The sequence below is a fragment of the Caldimonas taiwanensis NBRC 104434 genome (assembly GCF_001592165.1).
Taxonomy (GTDB): Bacteria; Pseudomonadota; Gammaproteobacteria; order Burkholderiales; family Burkholderiaceae_C; genus Caldimonas; species Caldimonas manganoxidans.
Genome location: NZ_BCWK01000001.1, coordinates 1 through 16,092, shown reverse-complemented (window position 1 = coordinate 16,092; position 16,092 = coordinate 1). Strand labels below are relative to the sequence as shown.

The 16,092-nt window shown below is 66.0% G+C and carries 16 protein-coding genes; 10 read left to right on the top strand and 6 right to left on the bottom strand.

From position 1 onward, the window contains the following. Window positions 1-20 precede the first annotated feature (20 nt). Window positions 21-452 carry a DUF1810 domain-containing protein gene (locus CTA01S_RS00080; RefSeq protein WP_062190835.1) on the top strand — a complete coding sequence of 144 codons (432 nt, stop codon included), beginning with the start codon at window positions 21-23 and terminating at the stop codon, window positions 450-452. 20 nt (window positions 453-472) lie between these two features. On the opposite strand, the gene CTA01S_RS00075 is transcribed toward CTA01S_RS00080, so the two are convergent. Further along, entirely contained in the window at window positions 473-1,351 is an 879-nt protein-coding gene (locus tag CTA01S_RS00075) for a LysR substrate-binding domain-containing protein (RefSeq protein ID WP_019562171.1), read from the bottom strand. 125 nt (window positions 1,352-1,476) lie between these two features. Here CTA01S_RS00075 and CTA01S_RS00070 point away from each other — a divergent pair, with 125 nt between their 5' ends. The 4 genes from CTA01S_RS00070 (at window position 1,477) to CTA01S_RS00055 (ending at window position 6,714) form a co-directional block, all read left to right on the top strand. Next, the gene (locus CTA01S_RS00070; protein ID WP_062190832.1) at window positions 1,477-2,658 is read left to right on the top strand and encodes an acyl-CoA dehydrogenase; all 1,182 of its coding nucleotides are present in this window, start codon (window positions 1,477-1,479) and stop codon (window positions 2,656-2,658) included. A gap of 115 nt (window positions 2,659-2,773) precedes the next feature. After that, window positions 2,774-3,973, top strand: a complete 1,200-nt coding sequence (locus tag CTA01S_RS00065; RefSeq protein WP_019562173.1) for a CaiB/BaiF CoA transferase family protein — start codon at window positions 2,774-2,776, stop codon at window positions 3,971-3,973. Between the two features lie 63 nt (window positions 3,974-4,036). Further along, on the top strand, window positions 4,037-4,459 hold the full coding sequence (locus CTA01S_RS00060) for a hypothetical protein (protein ID WP_019562174.1): 423 nt from the start codon (window positions 4,037-4,039) through the stop codon (window positions 4,457-4,459). A gap of 206 nt (window positions 4,460-4,665) precedes the next feature. Further along, window positions 4,666-6,714: an acetoacetate--CoA ligase gene (locus CTA01S_RS00055; protein WP_062190829.1), complete on the top strand. Its 2,049-nt coding sequence runs from the start codon at window positions 4,666-4,668 to the stop codon at window positions 6,712-6,714. A gap of 79 nt (window positions 6,715-6,793) precedes the next feature. Here CTA01S_RS00055 and CTA01S_RS00050 read toward each other — a convergent pair whose 3' ends face one another. The 5 genes from CTA01S_RS00050 to CTA01S_RS00030 all read right to left on the bottom strand — a co-directional run bounded on the left by CTA01S_RS00050 (window position 6,794) and on the right by CTA01S_RS00030 (window position 10,009). Then, window positions 6,794-7,486 (bottom strand): DUF4124 domain-containing protein, encoded by a 693-nt coding sequence (locus CTA01S_RS00050; protein WP_019562177.1) that lies wholly within the window; start codon window positions 7,484-7,486, stop codon window positions 6,794-6,796. A 6-nt stretch (window positions 7,487-7,492) separates the two neighbouring features. Further along, window positions 7,493-8,164, bottom strand: a complete 672-nt coding sequence (gene pyrE, locus CTA01S_RS00045; protein ID WP_062190826.1) for an orotate phosphoribosyltransferase — start codon at window positions 8,162-8,164, stop codon at window positions 7,493-7,495. 57 nt (window positions 8,165-8,221) lie between these two features. Next, window positions 8,222-8,638: a putative toxin-antitoxin system toxin component, PIN family gene (locus tag CTA01S_RS00040; RefSeq protein ID WP_062190823.1), complete on the bottom strand. Its 417-nt coding sequence runs from the start codon at window positions 8,636-8,638 to the stop codon at window positions 8,222-8,224. Further along, window positions 8,625-8,894 (bottom strand): type II toxin-antitoxin system Phd/YefM family antitoxin, encoded by a 270-nt coding sequence (locus tag CTA01S_RS00035; RefSeq protein ID WP_062190820.1) that lies wholly within the window; start codon window positions 8,892-8,894, stop codon window positions 8,625-8,627. The genes CTA01S_RS00040 and CTA01S_RS00035 overlap by 14 nt, the downstream gene beginning before the upstream one ends. 68 nt (window positions 8,895-8,962) lie before the next feature. Further along, the gene (locus tag CTA01S_RS00030; protein ID WP_062190817.1) at window positions 8,963-10,009 is read right to left on the bottom strand and encodes a phytanoyl-CoA dioxygenase family protein; all 1,047 of its coding nucleotides are present in this window, start codon (window positions 10,007-10,009) and stop codon (window positions 8,963-8,965) included. Window positions 10,010-10,330: 321 nt separating this feature from the next. Here CTA01S_RS00030 and CTA01S_RS00025 point away from each other — a divergent pair, with 321 nt between their 5' ends. From CTA01S_RS00025 to CTA01S_RS00005, 5 genes are all read left to right on the top strand, one after another. Beyond that, window positions 10,331-11,131 (top strand): ABC transporter permease, encoded by an 801-nt coding sequence (locus CTA01S_RS00025; protein ID WP_062190814.1) that lies wholly within the window; start codon window positions 10,331-10,333, stop codon window positions 11,129-11,131. 11 nt (window positions 11,132-11,142) lie between these two features. Beyond that, window positions 11,143-11,829 (top strand): ABC transporter ATP-binding protein, encoded by a 687-nt coding sequence (locus tag CTA01S_RS00020; protein ID WP_019562180.1) that lies wholly within the window; start codon window positions 11,143-11,145, stop codon window positions 11,827-11,829. Further along, entirely contained in the window at window positions 11,826-12,932 is a 1,107-nt protein-coding gene (locus CTA01S_RS00015) for a KpsE/RkpR family capsule polysaccharide export protein (protein ID WP_062190811.1), read from the top strand. The genes CTA01S_RS00020 and CTA01S_RS00015 overlap by 4 nt, the downstream gene beginning before the upstream one ends. Before the next feature lie 8 nt (window positions 12,933-12,940). Continuing rightward, the gene (locus CTA01S_RS00010) at window positions 12,941-14,662 is read left to right on the top strand and encodes a polysaccharide biosynthesis/export family protein (RefSeq protein ID WP_062190808.1); all 1,722 of its coding nucleotides are present in this window, start codon (window positions 12,941-12,943) and stop codon (window positions 14,660-14,662) included. A gap of 21 nt (window positions 14,663-14,683) precedes the next feature. Next, window positions 14,684-16,092: hypothetical protein (locus tag CTA01S_RS00005; RefSeq protein WP_198150726.1), on the top strand; the 1,409-nt coding region annotated here is incomplete at its 3' end.

Sequence of the window (16,092 nt, the reverse complement as noted above, 5' to 3'; positions counted from 1 at the left end):
AGCCCGGCGAGAATGCATTCATGGCCGACGAAGACCCCCGCGAGCTTCAGCGCTTCATCGACGCCCAGGACCCGGTGTTTCACACCGCGCTGGCCGAACTGCGTGCCGGCGCCAAACGCACGCACTGGATGTGGTTCGTCTTCCCGCAGTTGCGCGTGCTGGGCCGCAGCGCCACGGCCAGGTATTTCGGCCTGGCCGATCTGGACGAGGCGCGCGCTTACCTGGCCCATCCGGTGCTGGGCGCCAGGCTGCGTGAGTGCGTCCAGGCCGTGATGTCGGTGCAGGGCCGCACGCTGCATCAGATCTTCGGTTCGCCCGATGATCTCAAGTTCTGCTCGTGCATGACGCTGTTCGAGGCCGCGGCCGGGCCGGGTTCCTTGTTCTCGCTGGCGTTGGACCGATGGTGCGAGGGCCGGCGCTGCGAGCGCAGCGTGTTGGCGCTGCGCCAGTGAGCGCAGCCCCCGAGCGGGCTTCATTGCCGCAGCACCCAGTCTGCGAACACCCGCACCGCCTCGGACGCCGGCTGGGCTTGTGGCAGCACCAAATAGTAGGCCCGGTCGCTCTCGCAAGGGCTGGTGGCCGGTTCGATGAGCCGGCCGGCGGCCAGTTCGGCCTGAGCGGCGAAGTCCGGCACCAGGGCCACGCCCAGGCCCAGCAAGGCCGCCTGCACCGACATCGAGAACAGTTCGTAGCGTGGCCCTTGCAAGCTGCGTTCGGTGTCCACCCCGGCGGCCGCGAACCAGCGCCGCCAGGCCTCGGGCCGGGTGGTTTGCTGCAGCAGCGGCAGGGTTGCCAGTTGCGCAGGCGTCAGCCGCCGGCGCGGCGCGATCAGAGATGGCGCACACACGGCGATCAAGCGCTCGGGCATCAGCAGGCGTGTGTCGCAGCCCGGCCAATGGCCATCGCCGGCATACAGCGCCAGGTCCATGCCCGAGCCTTCGAACAGAAACGGCCGCACCCGGGTGTGCAAGTGGATTTGGATGTGCGGATGCTCACGCTGGAAAAGCGGCAGCCGCGGCAGCAGCCAATGGGTGGCAAACGTGGGCACCACCGCCAGATCGATCACGCCGCCCTGGCCGCGGGTGGACATCAGCTCCAGCGTGTCGCGTTCCAGCGCCGCCAAGCGCTCGGCCACCCGGCGCGCATAAGCCTGGCCGGCGGCGGTGAGCTTCACGCCGCGGCGCGTGCGGCGGAACAGTTCCACCCCCAGGCTGGACTCCAGGGCGGCGATGTGGCGGCACACCGCGCTTTGCGTCATGTGAAGTTCCTCGGCGGCACGGGTGAAGCTCTCGTGCCGAGCCGCGGCTTCGAAGGCGGACAGCGCGGCAGTGCTGGGAATTCGGCGGCGCATGGGGCGCTCCTGCAAAGCGGACGGAGTGAGTTTTTCTCACGAGTCGATGCGCAATTGTCGGTTGAAACCCCCTGCCCTGCGGCTTAGCATCGGCGCATTCCTGCTTTTGCCTCACCGGAGACCGCATGGGCCAGACCAAAGCCGCCTTCCATTGGGACGATCCTTTGCTGCTGGATCAACAACTCAGCGGCGAGGAACGCGCCGTGCGCGATGCCGCCGCGGCCTATTGCCGCGAGCGCCTGGCCCCACGCGTGCTCGAGGCCTTTCGCCATGAAAAGACCGACCCGGCCATCTTCCGCGAGATGGGCGAGCTGGGCTTGCTGGGCCCCACCATTCCTGAGACGTATGGCGGCGCCGGCCTCAATTACGTGAGCTATGGCCTGATCGCCCGGGAAGTGGAGCGCATCGATTCCGGCTACCGCTCGATGATGAGCGTGCAGTCTTCGCTGGTGATGGTGCCGATCTACGAGTTCGGCAACGAAGCGGCGCGCCAGAAGTACCTGCCCAAGCTCGCCAGCGGCGAATGGATCGGCTGCTTTGGCCTGACCGAGCCCAACCATGGCTCCGACCCCGGCAGCATGGTCACGCGCGCCAAGAAGGTGGACGGCGGCTACCGCCTCAGCGGCAGCAAGATGTGGATCACCAACAGCCCGATCGCCGATGTGTTCGTCGTGTGGGCCAAGGACGACGAAGGCGCCATCCGTGGCTTCATTCTCGAAAAGGGCTGGAAAGGCCTTTCGGCGCCGGCCATCCATGGCAAGGTGGGGCTGCGCACGTCCATCACCGGCGAGATCGTGATGGACGAGGTCTTCTGCCCCGAGGAGAACGCCTTCCCGGAGGTGCGCGGCCTCAAAGGCCCGTTCACCTGTCTGAACAGCGCACGCTACGGCATTGCCTGGGGGGCCTTGGGCGCGGCCGAGTTTTGCTGGCACACCGCGCGCCAGTACGTGCTGGACCGCAAGCAGTTCGGCAAGCCGCTGGCGGCCAATCAGCTCATCCAGAAAAAGCTGGCCGACATGCAGACCGAGATCACCTTGGGCCTGCAAGGCTGCCTGCGCCTGGGGCGCATGAAAGACGAAGGCAGCGCCGCGGTGGAGATCACCTCCATCATGAAGCGCAACTCGTGCGGCAAGGCCCTGGAGATCGCTCGCATGGCGCGCGACATGCTCGGCGGCAATGGCATCAGCGACGAGTTTGGCGTGGCCCGCCATCTGGTCAATCTGGAGGTGGTCAATACCTACGAGGGCACGCATGACATCCATGCGCTCATCCTCGGCCGCGCGCAAACCGGGATTTCGGCGTTTTGATGGACCACCCCCCTGCGCGCTTCGCGCACGCCCTCGAGGGGGCCGCAGCCGCGGATCGGCAACATCGGGTCCGCGGTGTCTGCTGGATGGCCTTTGACCCTGACGAGCTTGTCGAATGATCGATTCCGGTGTCCCGCCTCGGCCATTGGCGGGTGTGAAAGTGCTGGACCTGTCCCGCGTGCTGGCAGGTCCCTGGGCTGGTCAGTTGCTGGCCGACTACGGGGCCGACGTGATCAAGGTCGAGCGGCCCGGCAGCGGTGACGACACGCGCGGCTGGGGCCCACCGTGGTGGGGCAAGGAGTCGGCGCGCACCTCGGCCTACTATCTTTGCGCCAACCGCGGCAAGCGCTCGGTGGCGCTGGATCTGGCCACGCCCGAAGGCCAGGCGATGGTCAAGAGCCTCGCACGCGAGGCCGACGTGTTGATCGAGAACTACCGTGTGGGCCAGCTGGCCAAATATGGGCTGGACTGCGCCAGCCTACAAAGACTCAACCCCGGGCTCATTTACTGCTCTATCACCGGCTATGGCCAGACCGGGCCCTATGCCCAGCGCGCCGGCTATGACTTCGCCATCCAGGCCCAGGGGGGGTTGATGAGCCTCACCGGCGAGCCGGGCGCCGAGCCACAAAAAGTGGGTGTGGCCGTCGTGGACCTGATGACCGGCGTCTACGCGGTCACGGCCATTCTGGCCGCTTTGCATGAGCGCCAGCACACCGGCCGAGGCCGCCACATCGACGCGGCCTTGCTCGATGTGCAGGTGGCCATGCTGGCCAACCAGGCCACGAACTATCTCGTCAGCGGCAGGCCGCCCACGCGCATGGGCAATGCCCATCCCAACATCGTGCCCTACCAGGTGTTCGCCACCGCAGACGGCCACCTGGTGCTGGCCGTGGGCAATGACGCGCAGTTCGCCCGCGCTTGCGAGGCGATGGGCTGCGCGGCCCTGGCGCAAGACGAGCGCTACACCACCAACGCCGGCCGCGTGAAGCACCGTGCCGAGCTGGTGCCGCAGCTGCAGCGCGCCCTGCTCGCCCGGCCGACCCAGGCCTGGGTGGCAGCATTCGATGCCGCCGGCGTGCCTTGCTCGCCCATACTCGACATCGCGCAGGTCTTCGACGACCCCCAGGTGCGCGCGCGCGGCCTGCGCGCTCCCGAAGCCTCAGGCCGCCCTCCTGGCGTGCTCACGCCCATGTGCTTCGACGGTCAGCGGCCCATGGCCCTCTGCCCGCCGCCTGGGCTCGATGCCGATGGCGACGCCGTGCGCGCGGCCGCGCAGGCGGGGCACTGGCCTGAAGCGAGCGGTGAATCGCCCTAACATCACGGCCTCATCACCGCCTGGTGCGCCGTGCAGGCCGCCGCATCGACACAGGAGCCGTTCATGGGGGAAGCCAAACGCCGCAAACGACTGGCGCAACAAACCAGCGAAACACTGCGCCAGCGCATCGCCGCCGGCGAGTTCGGCGCGCCTGGGCGGCTCGAACGGTTGTGCCTGGTGATCGACCGCAGCCCGGCCGGGCGCGATCTGCTGGCCCTGCTGCGCACGATGCCCGAATTCAGTGCGCTGCATGCCGCGCTGGCCGGCGAGGAGATGCAACTCTGGGACAGCGTGACCCTCTTCGAGTTTGCCGGCATCACCCTGAAAGACGGCCGGGCCCGCGCCTGGCTGGCCACCGACGAGGACAAGCTGCTCAACGAGGCCCTGCCGCGCGAGTTGCGCGGGGGCGCGGGCTTGCTGGCGTGCCTGGATCCGGCCTTGCAAGAGAGGGTCTCCTCCTTCGCCCTGGCTGGAAAAGCGTCATAGGCAGTTGCCGTCCGGAAGCGTCGTGCTACCGGTACAAGTACTGTACTGGGCGAGCTGTTTGTGGTGCTCACGCGCAAGGCGGGGGCGCTCGCGTGAGCAAGCGCGTGCAGCACTGCTGAGCTGGCGCGACGCTTACCCCCTCGCCGACACATCGCAGGACGTCATGCGTGGCGCTATCCTCGGTCGAAACGACACAAGGAGACGCCATGCCCCCAGCCCACGAGCCCCACATCCACCGCTACCAGCGCTGGCTCGGGCAACGATACGGCCTGCACTTCGACCGCTACGAAGACTTGTGGCAATGGTCGGTGAGCGACCTCGACGCCTTCTGGCGTTCCATCTGGGACTACTTCGAGCTGCAATCCCCCACGCCCTTCGAGGGCGTATTGGTGGAAGACCGCCTGCCCGGCGCCGTGTGGTTCCGCGGGGCCCAGCTCAACTATGCGCAGCAGGTGATGCGCCATGCCGATGAGGCCGACCGAGCCGGCCACCCGGCCATCGTGTGGTGCGATGAAACCGGGCTGGCCCGCGGCGAGCTGCAGCAGATGCGCTGGAGCGAGCTGCGCCGTCAGGTGGCCTCGTTGGCCCATCACCTCAAGCGCCTGGGCGTGCAACGCGGCGACCGCGTGGCCGCCTACCTGCCCAACACCGCGGCCACCGTGGTCGCCTTCCTGGCCGTGGCCAGCGTGGGGGCGGTGTGGTCGCTGTGCTCGCCGGACATGGGCCCGGTGGCCGTGCTCGACCGTTTCCGCCAGATCGAGCCCGTGGTCCTCATCGCCTGCGACGGCTACCGCCACGGCGGGGTGGACCATGCACGGCTGCCGCGGGTGGCCGAGCTGCTGGCGCAACTGCCCACCGTGCGCCATGCCCTCGTGCTCCAGCACCTCGATGCGCAGGCCGATGTCCAGGCCCTGGCCGCTGCGCATCGCCGCGTCCATGCCTGGGCCGATCTGGTGGCCGACGAGCAGCCCTTCGAGCCCGAGCGGCTGCCTTTCGACCACCCGCTGTGGATCGTCTATTCCAGCGGCACCACGGGCGTGCCCAAGCCCATCGTGCATGGCCATGGCGGCATCGTGCTCGAACACCTCAAGCTCGGCGTCTTGCACAACGACATCGGCCCCAGCGTCGAAGGCGGCGACCGCTTCCACTGGTACAGCTCCACCGGCTGGATCATGTGGAACTGCCAGGTCAGCGGCCTGCTCTCGGGCACCACCCTCTGCCTGTTCGACGGCAGCCCCGCCGGCCCCCGCGATGCGCCCGACTGGACCACCCTGTGGCGCTTCGCCGGCTTGGCCGGGGTGAGCTTCTTCGGCGCCGGCGCGGCCTTTTACGCCAGTTGCTTGAAAGCCGACGTGCAGCCCCAGGCCGTGGCGCAGCTTTCACGGCTGCGCGCCGTGGGCTCCACCGGCTCGCCCCTGTCCGACGAGTGCTACGACTGGATCTGGCGCCGCCTGCCTCAGCCGGGGGGCCAGCCGATTTGGCTCACCTCGATTGCCGGCGGCACCGACTTCGCCGGGGCCTTCCTGGCCGGCCACCGTGGCCTGCCCGTGACCCGCGGCGAAATGCAATGCCGCTGCCTGGGCGCGGCGGTGCATGCCTACGGCGAGCCCGACGCCCAGGGCCAGGGCCGGCCTTTGATCGATGAAGTCGGCGAATTGGTCTGCACGCGCCCCATGCCGTCGATGCCGCTGTACTTCTGGGGCGATGCCGATGGCTCACGCTTGCGCGAGAGCTATTTCGAGATGTACCGCGGCCCGCAGGGCCAAGGCATCTGGCGTCATGGCGATTGGGTGAGAATCACCCCGCGCGGGGGCGCGATCATCTACGGCCGCAGCGACGCGACCCTCAACCGCCACGGCATCCGCATGGGCACGGCTGAGCTGTACCGCGTGGTCGAAGCCTTTCCCGAAGTGCTGGACAGCCTGGTGGTCGACCTGGAGTACCTGGGCCGCGACAGCTGGATGCCGCTGTTCGTCGTGCTGCGCGAAGGCCACACGCTCGAGGCCGACTTGGTCGCCCGCCTGAAGGCCCGCATCCGCGAGACGCTGTCGGCCCGCCACGTGCCCGACGACATCGTCCAGGTGCCCGAGATCCCGCGCACGCTGTCGGGCAAAAAGATGGAGCTGCCCATCAAGCGGCTGCTGCTGGGCCACCCGGTGGACAAAGTGCTCCACCGCGACGCCATGGCCAACCCAGGGGCGCTGGAGGCGTTCATCGCGCTGGCGCGGCTGCGCCGCGAACGCCAAGGGTCATGACCGGCGCGCATCAATGGATCCTCGGCCGCCCGACGGCCGGTGACATCCATCGACAGGCGGCGCCCACCATGCCGTCGTCTCACTGCGCCCGCGCACCGCTGGCCCCGCTCGCATCCCGGCGCGGCAGCGCATCGGCCAGCGGGAGGGAGCCCGGCGCAGCGCCGGCCCACAGGCGGCGCAGGCGGTCGAGTTCCTGGTCGAAGAGGTAGTTGATGCGTTGCAGCTCGGCTTGCTGGTTGGCAATCAGCGTCTTGTGGGCCTGCACCGCCACGTCCACGAACTCCAGCGATTGCTTCAGCTTGGTGGGCAGAGCCTTGCCCTTGTAGAACTCGGCTTCGGCCAGCAAGGGCTTGCGCTCGGCTTCCAGCTCGGCGATGCGTTTTTCCGAGTTGCGGATGGCGGCGTACACATCCTCCAGCGCCGCCTCGCGGGCCTTGCGGTGTTCGGCTTCGTTGGGATAGCGCATCAGCAGCAGGCGGTCGCGGCGGATCGCGTCCTGCTGCGCCAGGCGCTCCAGGTTGGCCCGGCGCTCGCGCGCCTCCAGCTCGGCGCGTTCATCGGCCGTCAAGCTCGGCGGCAGCACGGTGCGCACCGAACCATCCTTGTTGAGCACGCGCTGCTCGCGGTCCAGGCATTCCAGGATCGGGCGGTCGGACGTGTGCTTGCGGCCCTTGGCATCGGTACAGGTGTAAATGCCCTGCGCCAGTGCAGGCAGGCTTGCCAGCAGCGCGGCGCCGGCCATGCTCGCCCAAGCCCACAGCCCGTGCTTCATCCTCGTTCAGACCCCATAGCGATCGCGATATGCCGCCACGCTTGCGAAATGCGTGCCCAAGGCCGGATCGGCCGTGGTTTGCAGATACTGCAACAAGTCCGTGAGGGTGGCAATCGCACAGACCTCAAGACCCAGTTGAGTGCGCACCCATTGCACGGCCGAATACGGCACATCGTGGCCGTTTTCCGTCGCCATTTCTTGTCGGTCCAGGGCGATCGCCACCCCGCATGGTGTGGCGCCTGAGGCACGGATCAGCGCGATGGACTCCCGCACCGAGGTGCCGGCCGAGATCACGTCGTCGATGATCAGCACCCGTCCGGCCACGGGCGCGCCCACCAAGGTGCCGCCTTCGCCATGGTCCTTGGCTTCCTTGCGGTTGTAGGCATAAGGCACGTTGCGGCCCAGCCGCGCCAGCTCGATGGCCACTGCCGCGGCCAGCGTGATGCCCTTGTACGCCGGGCCGAAGAGCATGTCGAACGCCAGGCCGCTGTCGATCAGCCGCCGGGCATAGAACTCGGCCAGCCGGCCCAGCTTGGCCCCGTCGTTGAACAGCCCGGCGTTGAAGAAGTACGGGCTCATCCGCCCGGCCTTGGTCTTGAACTCGCCAAAGCGCAGCACGCCGGCATCGACCGAGAACTTCACGAAATCGAGGGCGAGGGGGTCGGGGGGGGTCTGCATGTGGGGGCTCGAAGAATGGGCTGGGAATTCTAGGCGGGTCCACGACCACCGCCGTGCCTAGCGCACTCCCACCAGGAAGGCCGCCGGGGGCAGGATCGGGATATCGCGCCAGGGATGGAGTGTGGTCAGGTGAGGATCGCTCGCGATGATCAGTTCGGCCCGGGCCGTCCACGCCAAGGCCAGGAACTTGTTGTCCTGCGGATCCACGCAGTCGGTGACGGCCTCGTTCACCTCGTAGGACGTCAGGTGCGTTTGCAGGCCGCGCAGAAAGTCCAGTCGCTGCGGCAAGGACAGGTAGCGATCGAACTTGTCGCGCATCAGGACGGTCTCGACCTCCTGCCACGTCTCGGCCGAGCAGCAGATGTCGAAGTGCAGCAGGGCCTTTTCAAGGGCCAGCGCCGGCACCGAGCCCGGACGGATCGCTGCCGACACCAGCACCCCGGTATCGACCACGACGGGTCTACCGAAGCTCATGCACCAGGCGGTCGATGTCGGTGTCGCTCAGATCGGTGGCAGCCCCTGCGGGCGCCAGGGTCTGGCGATATTGGGCATACCAGCGCGCGGCTTCCTGGCGCCGTGCGTCCAGGGCTTGCAGTTCTCGCATGTCGTGTTCGCTCACCACATAGGCCACTGGACGGCCGCGGCGCGTCACCTGCACCGGTTCGCGTTGAGAGCGGTCGAGCAGTTCTCCAAAGCGGTTCTGCGCCTCGGCGGAAGTGAAGGTGATCATGGCAACCTCCTGCGAATCACGAATTAGCTATTTTAGATAAAACCTGCCATTCACAGGTCGGGCTCGTCTCACGCCCGTGTCAGCACGGCCGGCTCGCCTGGCGTCACCAGCCCCACGTCCCGCCAGGGGCTGCGCTTGCCGAAGTGGCGTTCGCGCCAGTCCAGGGCCTGCCAGTACCAGCCCACGCGCCGCTCGGCCAGGCCGGGCAGCGACAGCAGGTCGGCGCCGGCCCAGGGCAGGAAGGGGTTGCGCCGGCCGTAGCCCCAGATCTCGATGCGCGTGGACGGCTGCAGCGAGGGCCCGCGGGCATGGAAACCGAAGGTGTCGGCCACCACCAGGGTGTTGGCCGGCACGGCAAAGAGCTTGGGCTCGGGCAGGTTCAGGCCCGGCAACTCGTCGGGGCGGATGCGGAAGGACCCGCGGCCGGTGAGACCGCCCTGCTGGGCCGCCACCAGGCTCATCGCCCGCTCCCAAGCCAGGCGCTCGGGTGTGAGCCGGTGCGAGCCCGGCACGTAGCAGAAGGGGCCGGCATCGGCCGCCACGTCGGTCAGGAAGTACCAGGCCTTCACGGTGGGATGGAAGGTGTCGGCGTGCAGGTGCGTCTGCGGGTCGGGCTTGGCCTGCACCACGTGCGACAGGATGGTCTGGATGTAGGCCACCGGCTCCTGGTCGAAGCTGCCCACGTAGCGGGTCAGGCCATGCCACAGCGGCGAGCGCAGGAAGTTCCTCAGCGCCGGCTGGGCGGCCAGGAAGGCCGGGTCGAGCGCGATGCGCCGCGTGACCGTGTCGCCCTGCAGCATCTCGCGCGCCGGGGCACGGTGGGCCAGCAAGCGGTCGCGCAGGGCGGCAAATGCGTCCGGTGGCAGCACGTCGTGCTTCACAACGAAGCCGTCCCGCTCGAAGGCGGCGCGGTCCTGCGCCGACACCAGGCCGGCCAGGCGGCGCCGGCGCATCGCCGCGAGAGCGTGCGCCGCGCGCAACCGGGCCACATGCAACCCCCAGGCATTCAGCCGGGGCGAGCCGATCACCGGGTTGTCGCGGAAGGATTTAGCCGTGGTGAACAGCGAGGCACACCACAGCGGGCTCATCAGCCACTGGCGGGCAGTCCAAGTCATGAAGTGAGTATTTGCAAACTATGTTTCAGAGATTCCGGCCGTCCTGCGCCCTGACGGGCCCGATGCCGGCCGCGATCAGGACGCACCGCAGGGCCTTCGTCCATCCCCCAAGAGGGTGTGCATCCGTACGCATTTGTTTCCAGGGTTCGCCCGGCGCCAGTTCTTATACTAGATAGGTTGTACGGGTGCCATTCCCACGTCTGATCGTGACGCGGCGTCCTGCCGACGTTTCGCCCTTGCTGCCTTGCCTCCCGCCTCCCGCGCCAGGGTGGGGGGAGGGCACAATTGCACCCTGCCGTTCCTGACACTCCATCTGACGAAATGGCCGCTCCACCCCGCCCTGCGCAGCGCACCGCCTGGCAAGTCCAGCGCTCGGTGTGGTTCGCGCTGTTCCTGCGTGAGCTCAAAACCCGTTTCGGCGGGCACTGGCTGGGCGTGTATTGGGCACTGCTGGAGCCGTTGGCCCACATCGTCATTTTGTTATTGATTTTCGGTTTCATGCGGCACCACGTCTTGCCAGGGGTGGATTACGCCGTGTTTTTGCTGGTGGGGCTGGTGCCGTTTTTCATTTTCAAGAATCTCACGCTGCGCGGCATGGAGGCGGTGGACGCCAACCGTGGTCTGTTTGGCTACCGCCAAGTCAAGCCGATCGACCCATTGGTGGCCCGTGCGTTGCTCGAGGTGGCGCTGTACAGCGCCGTCTATCTCATCATGCTGGGTGCGATGGCTTGGGTGGGGTTCACCGTGCTGCCGGCGCGCCCGCTGGAGCTGATGGGGGTGAGTGCCGTGCTGCTGGTCTTCGGCTTTGGGTTGGGGCTGGTGTTTGCCGTGGCCACCGACGAGCTGCCCAATGCGCGCAGCTTCATTCGCATCAGCTTCATGCCGCTGTATCTGCTCTCCGGGATCATGTTCCCGGTCAGTGCGCTGCCGCCGCAGGTGCTGCCCTGGCTGCTGTGGAACCCGATCCTGCACGCCATCGAACTCTCGCGCGGCTACTTCTTTGCACAGTATCACGTGGTGCATGGGGTCAGCCTGCCGTATGTGTCGGCCTGGGCCCTCGGCACCATGGCGCTGGGACTGAGCTTGTACCGAGTGCGCCGCCACCGCTTGCTGGCATCCTGAACACGGTGGCCATGATCGAGTTGCGCGGTCTCACCAAGTCCTATCCCACGCCACGTGGACGGCGCTACGTCTTCCGTGACCTGAGTTTTACTTTCCCCGAAGGGGCCAACATCGGCCTCATCGGCCCCAACGGGGCGGGCAAATCCACGCTGATGCGTTTGATCGGCGGCATCGACGCGCCCGATGCCGGCGCGGTCGTTACCGATGCGCGCATCTCCTGGCCGGTGGGCTTGTCTGGCGGCTTCCAGGGCTCGCTCACCGGGCGCGACAACGTGAAGTTCGTCTGCCGGCTCTATGGCGCCAGTGGTGAGGCCATGCGAGAGAAGGTCCGCTACGTGCAAGAGTTTGCCGACATCGGCGAATACTTCGATTTGCCGGTCAAGTCCTATTCCTCTGGCATGCGCTCACGACTGGCCTTTGGGTTGAGCATGGCCTTCGATTTCGACTACTACCTCATCGACGAAGTCATGGCCGTGGGAGATGCGCAGTTCAAGCGCAAGTCCCAAGAAGTCTTCCGCAGCAAGCTAGAGCGTTCCCGCCTGATCCTGGTTTCACACTCCATGAAAGACATCGAGCAGTACTGCAACGTGGTCGTGCTGGTCCGTGACGGACGGGCCACCTTGTACAACGACGTGCGAGAAGGCATCGCTGCCTACCATCAAGGACCGTCTGCCACCGCTGAAGGCAAGGCCGCATGAACAAGCTCCTGTCCGCGCTCACGCCTGCCCGGCTCAAACTGCTGCTCATTGCCCTGCCCGTGCTACTGGCGGCGGTGTACTACTATGCTTTGGCGGCAGACCGCTACGTCAGCGAATCCATCGTCACCGTGCGCCAGGCCAATCAAAACGCCGCGGGGGCCGCGGGCGCGGCGCTGCTGTTGGCAGGCATCAGCCCGGCTTCGCGGGAAGACAACCTGTACTTGCGCCAATACATCCATTCGCTGGACCTGCTCAAAAAGCTCGACGCCGAACTGGGCCTGCGCGCCCACTACGAGGCCGAGACGCTCGACCCCTTTTTCCGCTTGTGGGCCGGCGTCAGCCAGGAATGGTTCCTGGAGTACTACCGCGCACGCGTCGAGGTGCTGTTCGATGAGGTAGCCGGCTTGCTGACCGTGCGCGTGCAAGGCTTCGAGCCCGAATTCGCGCAAAAGCTCAACGCCGCGATCTTGCGGGAAAGCGAAGCCTTCGTGAACGCCTACTCCCAGCGCATGGCTCGCGAGCAAATGCAGTTTGCGCAAGGCGAGCTCGACCGTGCCGCCGAGCGACTGCAAGCCGCCAAGAACGAAGTGTTGGCATTCCAGACCACGCACAAACTGCTCGATCCCACCGCGGAGGCCCAGGCCAGCGGCGCGCTGGTGGCCGAGCTGCAAGCGGCCTTGGCCAAGCAGGAAACCGAACTGCGCGCCTTGCGCAGTTACCTGAATGACGACTCCTTTCAAGTGCAGGCCCTGCGCAACCAGGTCGAGGCCCTGCGCAAGCAGCTCGAAGCCGAGCGGGCACGCGCCACCGTGGGCCCACGCGACGTGCGCCTGAACGAGCAGGCCGCCCGCTTCCAAGACCTGATGTTGCGCGCGCGCTTCGCCGAAGACGCCTACAAACTCGCGTTGACCGCCGTGGAGAACGCCCGCATCGATGCGACCCGCAAGCTCAAGAGCCTGGTGGTGATCGAGTCGCCCAACCTCCCTGAAGACGCCTTGTATCCGCGGCGCTTGTACAACCTGTTCACGCTGTTCATCGTGTGCTGCCTGCTGTATGGCATCACGCGCCTGATCGTGGCCACCATCCAAGAGCACCAAGACTGACGAGAGCCATGAAGCGCCACACTTCGATCATTGTGCTGGCGGCCCTGCCGCTGGTGAGTCTGGCCCAGACACTGCGAGACCCGGTGTCCACCGGACCGAGGGGCGCCACCGAACTGGCCCCGCTGAGCAGCCGCTCCACACCCAACCCGGCCGCCGCCACCGCCACCCCCACTGCCGCCGGCCAGGGCACGGCCGCCGGCACCGGCGTGACCGCCCCGCTGCCGCCCAACCCGCTCACCGCCGCGCAGCCGGTGATGTTCGGCTCGCAGATCTTCACCGGCCGCTTTGGCGCGGTGCCCTTCGCCGGCTTCAACCCCAACTACCAGATCGCCATCGGCGACCAGGTGACCGTGCGCATGTGGGGCGGCTTCAACTTCGACGCCACCCAGCCCGTGGATGCCCAGGGCAACATCTTCATCCCCAACGTGGGGCCCATCCGCGTGCTGGGCGTGCGCAACCAGGAACTCAACGAGCTGGTCGAATCACAGGTCAAGCGCGTGTTCCGTGCCAACGTGGGCGTGTATGCCTCGCTGGCAGCGGCCCAGCCCGTGAAGGTGTACGTCACCGGCTTCGTGCGGGCGCCGGGCCTGTACGGGGGCCTGAGCAGCGACTCGGTGCTGTACTACCTCGACCAGGCCGGCGGCATCGACCCCGACCGCGGCAGCTACCTCGAAGTGGACCTGCTGCGCGGCGGCCAGGTGCGTGCGAAGTTCAACCTCTACCGCTTCTTGCTGGACGGGCAGATCGATCACGTGCAGCTTCAGGACGGTGACACCATCGTGGCCTACCCGCGCAAGCACACCGTGCAGGTGGGCGGCGAGGTGCTCAACCCCTACGTCTTCGAGTTCGCCGAGCCGCGCGTTGCGGCCAGCCAGGTGCTGGAGATGGCACGGCCCAAGCCCGGGGCCACCCACATGAGCATCGTGCGCAAGATCGGCGCCGAGCGCCGCAGCGAGTACCACCCGCTGGCCGATGCCGGGCGCGTGCACATCGAGAACGGCGACGAGATCAACGTCACGTCCGACAAGTACCCCGGCACCATCCTCGTCCGCATCGAGGGCGCGCACCTGGGCGAGCGCACGCTGGTGCTGCCCTATGGCTCGCGCTTGAGGGACGCACTGGAGCGGCTGAAGCCCGCGCCGCAGGCCAACGTGGCCGCCGTGCAGTTGTTCCGCAAGTCTGTGGCGGCACGGCAAAAGGAGATGCTCGACGCCTCGCTGCGCAGCCTCGAAACCTATGCCCTCACCGCCCGCAGCGCCACCAGCGAGGAAGCCGCGCTGCGCACCCGCGAGGCCGAGCAGATCCTCAAATTCATCGACCGCGCTCGCAACGTCCAGCCGCGCGGGCAGGTCATCCTCGCGCAGCGAGAAGAAGCCCCCAACACCTTGCTGGAAGACGGCGACGTGATCCGTGTGCCCGAGAGCAGCAACCTCGTGCTGGTGAGCGGCGAGGTGCTCTTTCCCAACGCCATCGTGTACAGCCCGGGCTCCAAGCCCGACGACTACGTGGCGCGCGCCGGCGGCTACAACCAGGGCGCGGACCAGTCGCGCCTCATCGTGCTGCGGCAAGACGGCGTCGTCGTGCCGGCCGACCAGGCGACGACCCTGCAGCCAGGCGACGAGATCATGGTGCTGCCCAAGATCGAGACCAAGAACGTCGAGATCACGCGCGGCATCACCCAGATCCTGTACCAGATTGCTGTGTCGGCCAAGGTGCTGCTCGGGCTTTGACACGAACACGGATTCAGGACTATGAACGTACTCTTTTGGCTGCCGCCTTGGGCTGCGCATGGCGACCCTATTTTCTTTCGTAACTGCCTTAGAAAACACCTCGCACCACAAGCAAATCTGCTGCTGAATGCGGGCTGGTCGGTTGATTTCGTTCTTCCTGAGTTTCTCAGTTCCGAGAGAAGTCTGCTAGATAACAATATCAGAGTCATTGAGTTCAGTATCGAAAGGCAGATAGCGGCGTTCGGTGATCTTTCAGATCCGTCGGTGACGCTTTACGCCGCACCGACCGAGACACAGCTTTTCAAGATTAGAGCCAATCTCGCGCCAATCTTGCGGGAAGACTACGACTTTGTGCTGCTTTGGGAGACGCCTGTTCCGTTCCTTGAGGAAATGTATCCCGATGCACTTATCGTTCATCAGATGCCTGGAGCATTCAGCCGGCCGCCATACCCTCACACTGTCACATTCGACCCGGTCGGTCTCTACAAGAAAGGTGCGCTGTACAACTTCGCTGAAGCTATACAACAGGGAGTAGGCGTTGAACGCGACGATTTCTCGCTCGCCCGGGATTTCGTAGCAAAGGTTCGGGATTCAATTACAGCTATACAACCGTTCGATCGCAAGTCTCTCGACCCAAAGCAAAGGTTCTTGTCACTGGCTCTCTTGCCTCTTCAGGTAAGCGCCCATTACTCCTTTCAGGCGGACACCCCTTACGCCAATCAAATGGAGTTCCTGCTTGATGTTCTGCGTAACACTGATCCGACGGTTGGTGTCGTCGTCACGCAATATGTCACGCCAAGGGTGGCCGATACGGTACTGAACAAGGAGGTTCTGCCGGCTCTTCAGAAAGCCTACCCGAATCTGATCTATCGGGAGGAGTTTGATCGTGTAAGCAGCGTCTCGCAGTACCTTTTGCCTTTGGTTGATCAGGTTATCACGTGCTCCTCATCGCTCGGGCTACAAGCGCTCGCTTGGGTGCGGCAAGTTCGTGTGCCTCAAGCTACCTTCCTCGCACCGTTCTCTACTCCAGAAAAGCTTGCGGACGGAATGGATGAGTCGGAGCGAGCTCTCAATACGCTCTCGTTCATTCTCGGCAAACACCAACCGTTAGCCTCAGCGGTCGTTTCGGATCAAGGTTTTCTCACGGGGCTTCTCAGCGAAATGCTGCGACGGAAGCGAGCAGGAGCAAAGGGCCTTGATTTGTTCCCATCCTTTGACCGAGTTGATCCGACCTACCGTCAGAGGTTATTGGCGGCGTTCACCACGGAGCGAGCGGAGCGCGACCTCTCTCGTTCGGGGGAGCGTTGGGCCGCAAGACAGTCGGAGCTCGCCAAGTTCCGTCGGGCAGTTGCCGACCCAGATGTCGAAGCCATTACATTTGATGTGTTCGATACGCTGATCAAGCGGCCTACTGAGTCGGCCCTGCAAAA

Coding starts and splice junctions, on each gene's coding strand:
- CTA01S_RS00080 (WP_062190835.1), top strand. CDS start 21: ATGGCCGACGAAGACCCCCGCGAGCTTCAGCGCTTCATCGACGCCCAG.
- CTA01S_RS00075 (WP_019562171.1), bottom strand. CDS start 1,351: ATGCGCCGCCGAATTCCCAGCACTGCCGCGCTGTCCGCCTTCGAAGCC.
- CTA01S_RS00070 (WP_062190832.1), top strand. CDS start 1,477: ATGGGCCAGACCAAAGCCGCCTTCCATTGGGACGATCCTTTGCTGCTG.
- CTA01S_RS00065 (WP_019562173.1), top strand. CDS start 2,774: ATGATCGATTCCGGTGTCCCGCCTCGGCCATTGGCGGGTGTGAAAGTG.
- CTA01S_RS00060 (WP_019562174.1), top strand. CDS start 4,037: ATGGGGGAAGCCAAACGCCGCAAACGACTGGCGCAACAAACCAGCGAA.
- CTA01S_RS00055 (WP_062190829.1), top strand. CDS start 4,666: ATGCCCCCAGCCCACGAGCCCCACATCCACCGCTACCAGCGCTGGCTC.
- CTA01S_RS00050 (WP_019562177.1), bottom strand. CDS start 7,486: ATGAAGCACGGGCTGTGGGCTTGGGCGAGCATGGCCGGCGCCGCGCTG.
- pyrE (WP_062190826.1), bottom strand. CDS start 8,164: ATGCAGACCCCCCCCGACCCCCTCGCCCTCGATTTCGTGAAGTTCTCG.
- CTA01S_RS00040 (WP_062190823.1), bottom strand. CDS start 8,638: ATGAGCTTCGGTAGACCCGTCGTGGTCGATACCGGGGTGCTGGTGTCG.
- CTA01S_RS00035 (WP_062190820.1), bottom strand. CDS start 8,894: ATGATCACCTTCACTTCCGCCGAGGCGCAGAACCGCTTTGGAGAACTG.
- CTA01S_RS00030 (WP_062190817.1), bottom strand. CDS start 10,009: ATGACTTGGACTGCCCGCCAGTGGCTGATGAGCCCGCTGTGGTGTGCC.
- CTA01S_RS00025 (WP_062190814.1), top strand. CDS start 10,331: ATGGCCGCTCCACCCCGCCCTGCGCAGCGCACCGCCTGGCAAGTCCAG.
- CTA01S_RS00020 (WP_019562180.1), top strand. CDS start 11,143: ATGATCGAGTTGCGCGGTCTCACCAAGTCCTATCCCACGCCACGTGGA.
- CTA01S_RS00015 (WP_062190811.1), top strand. CDS start 11,826: ATGAACAAGCTCCTGTCCGCGCTCACGCCTGCCCGGCTCAAACTGCTG.
- CTA01S_RS00010 (WP_062190808.1), top strand. CDS start 12,941: ATGAAGCGCCACACTTCGATCATTGTGCTGGCGGCCCTGCCGCTGGTG.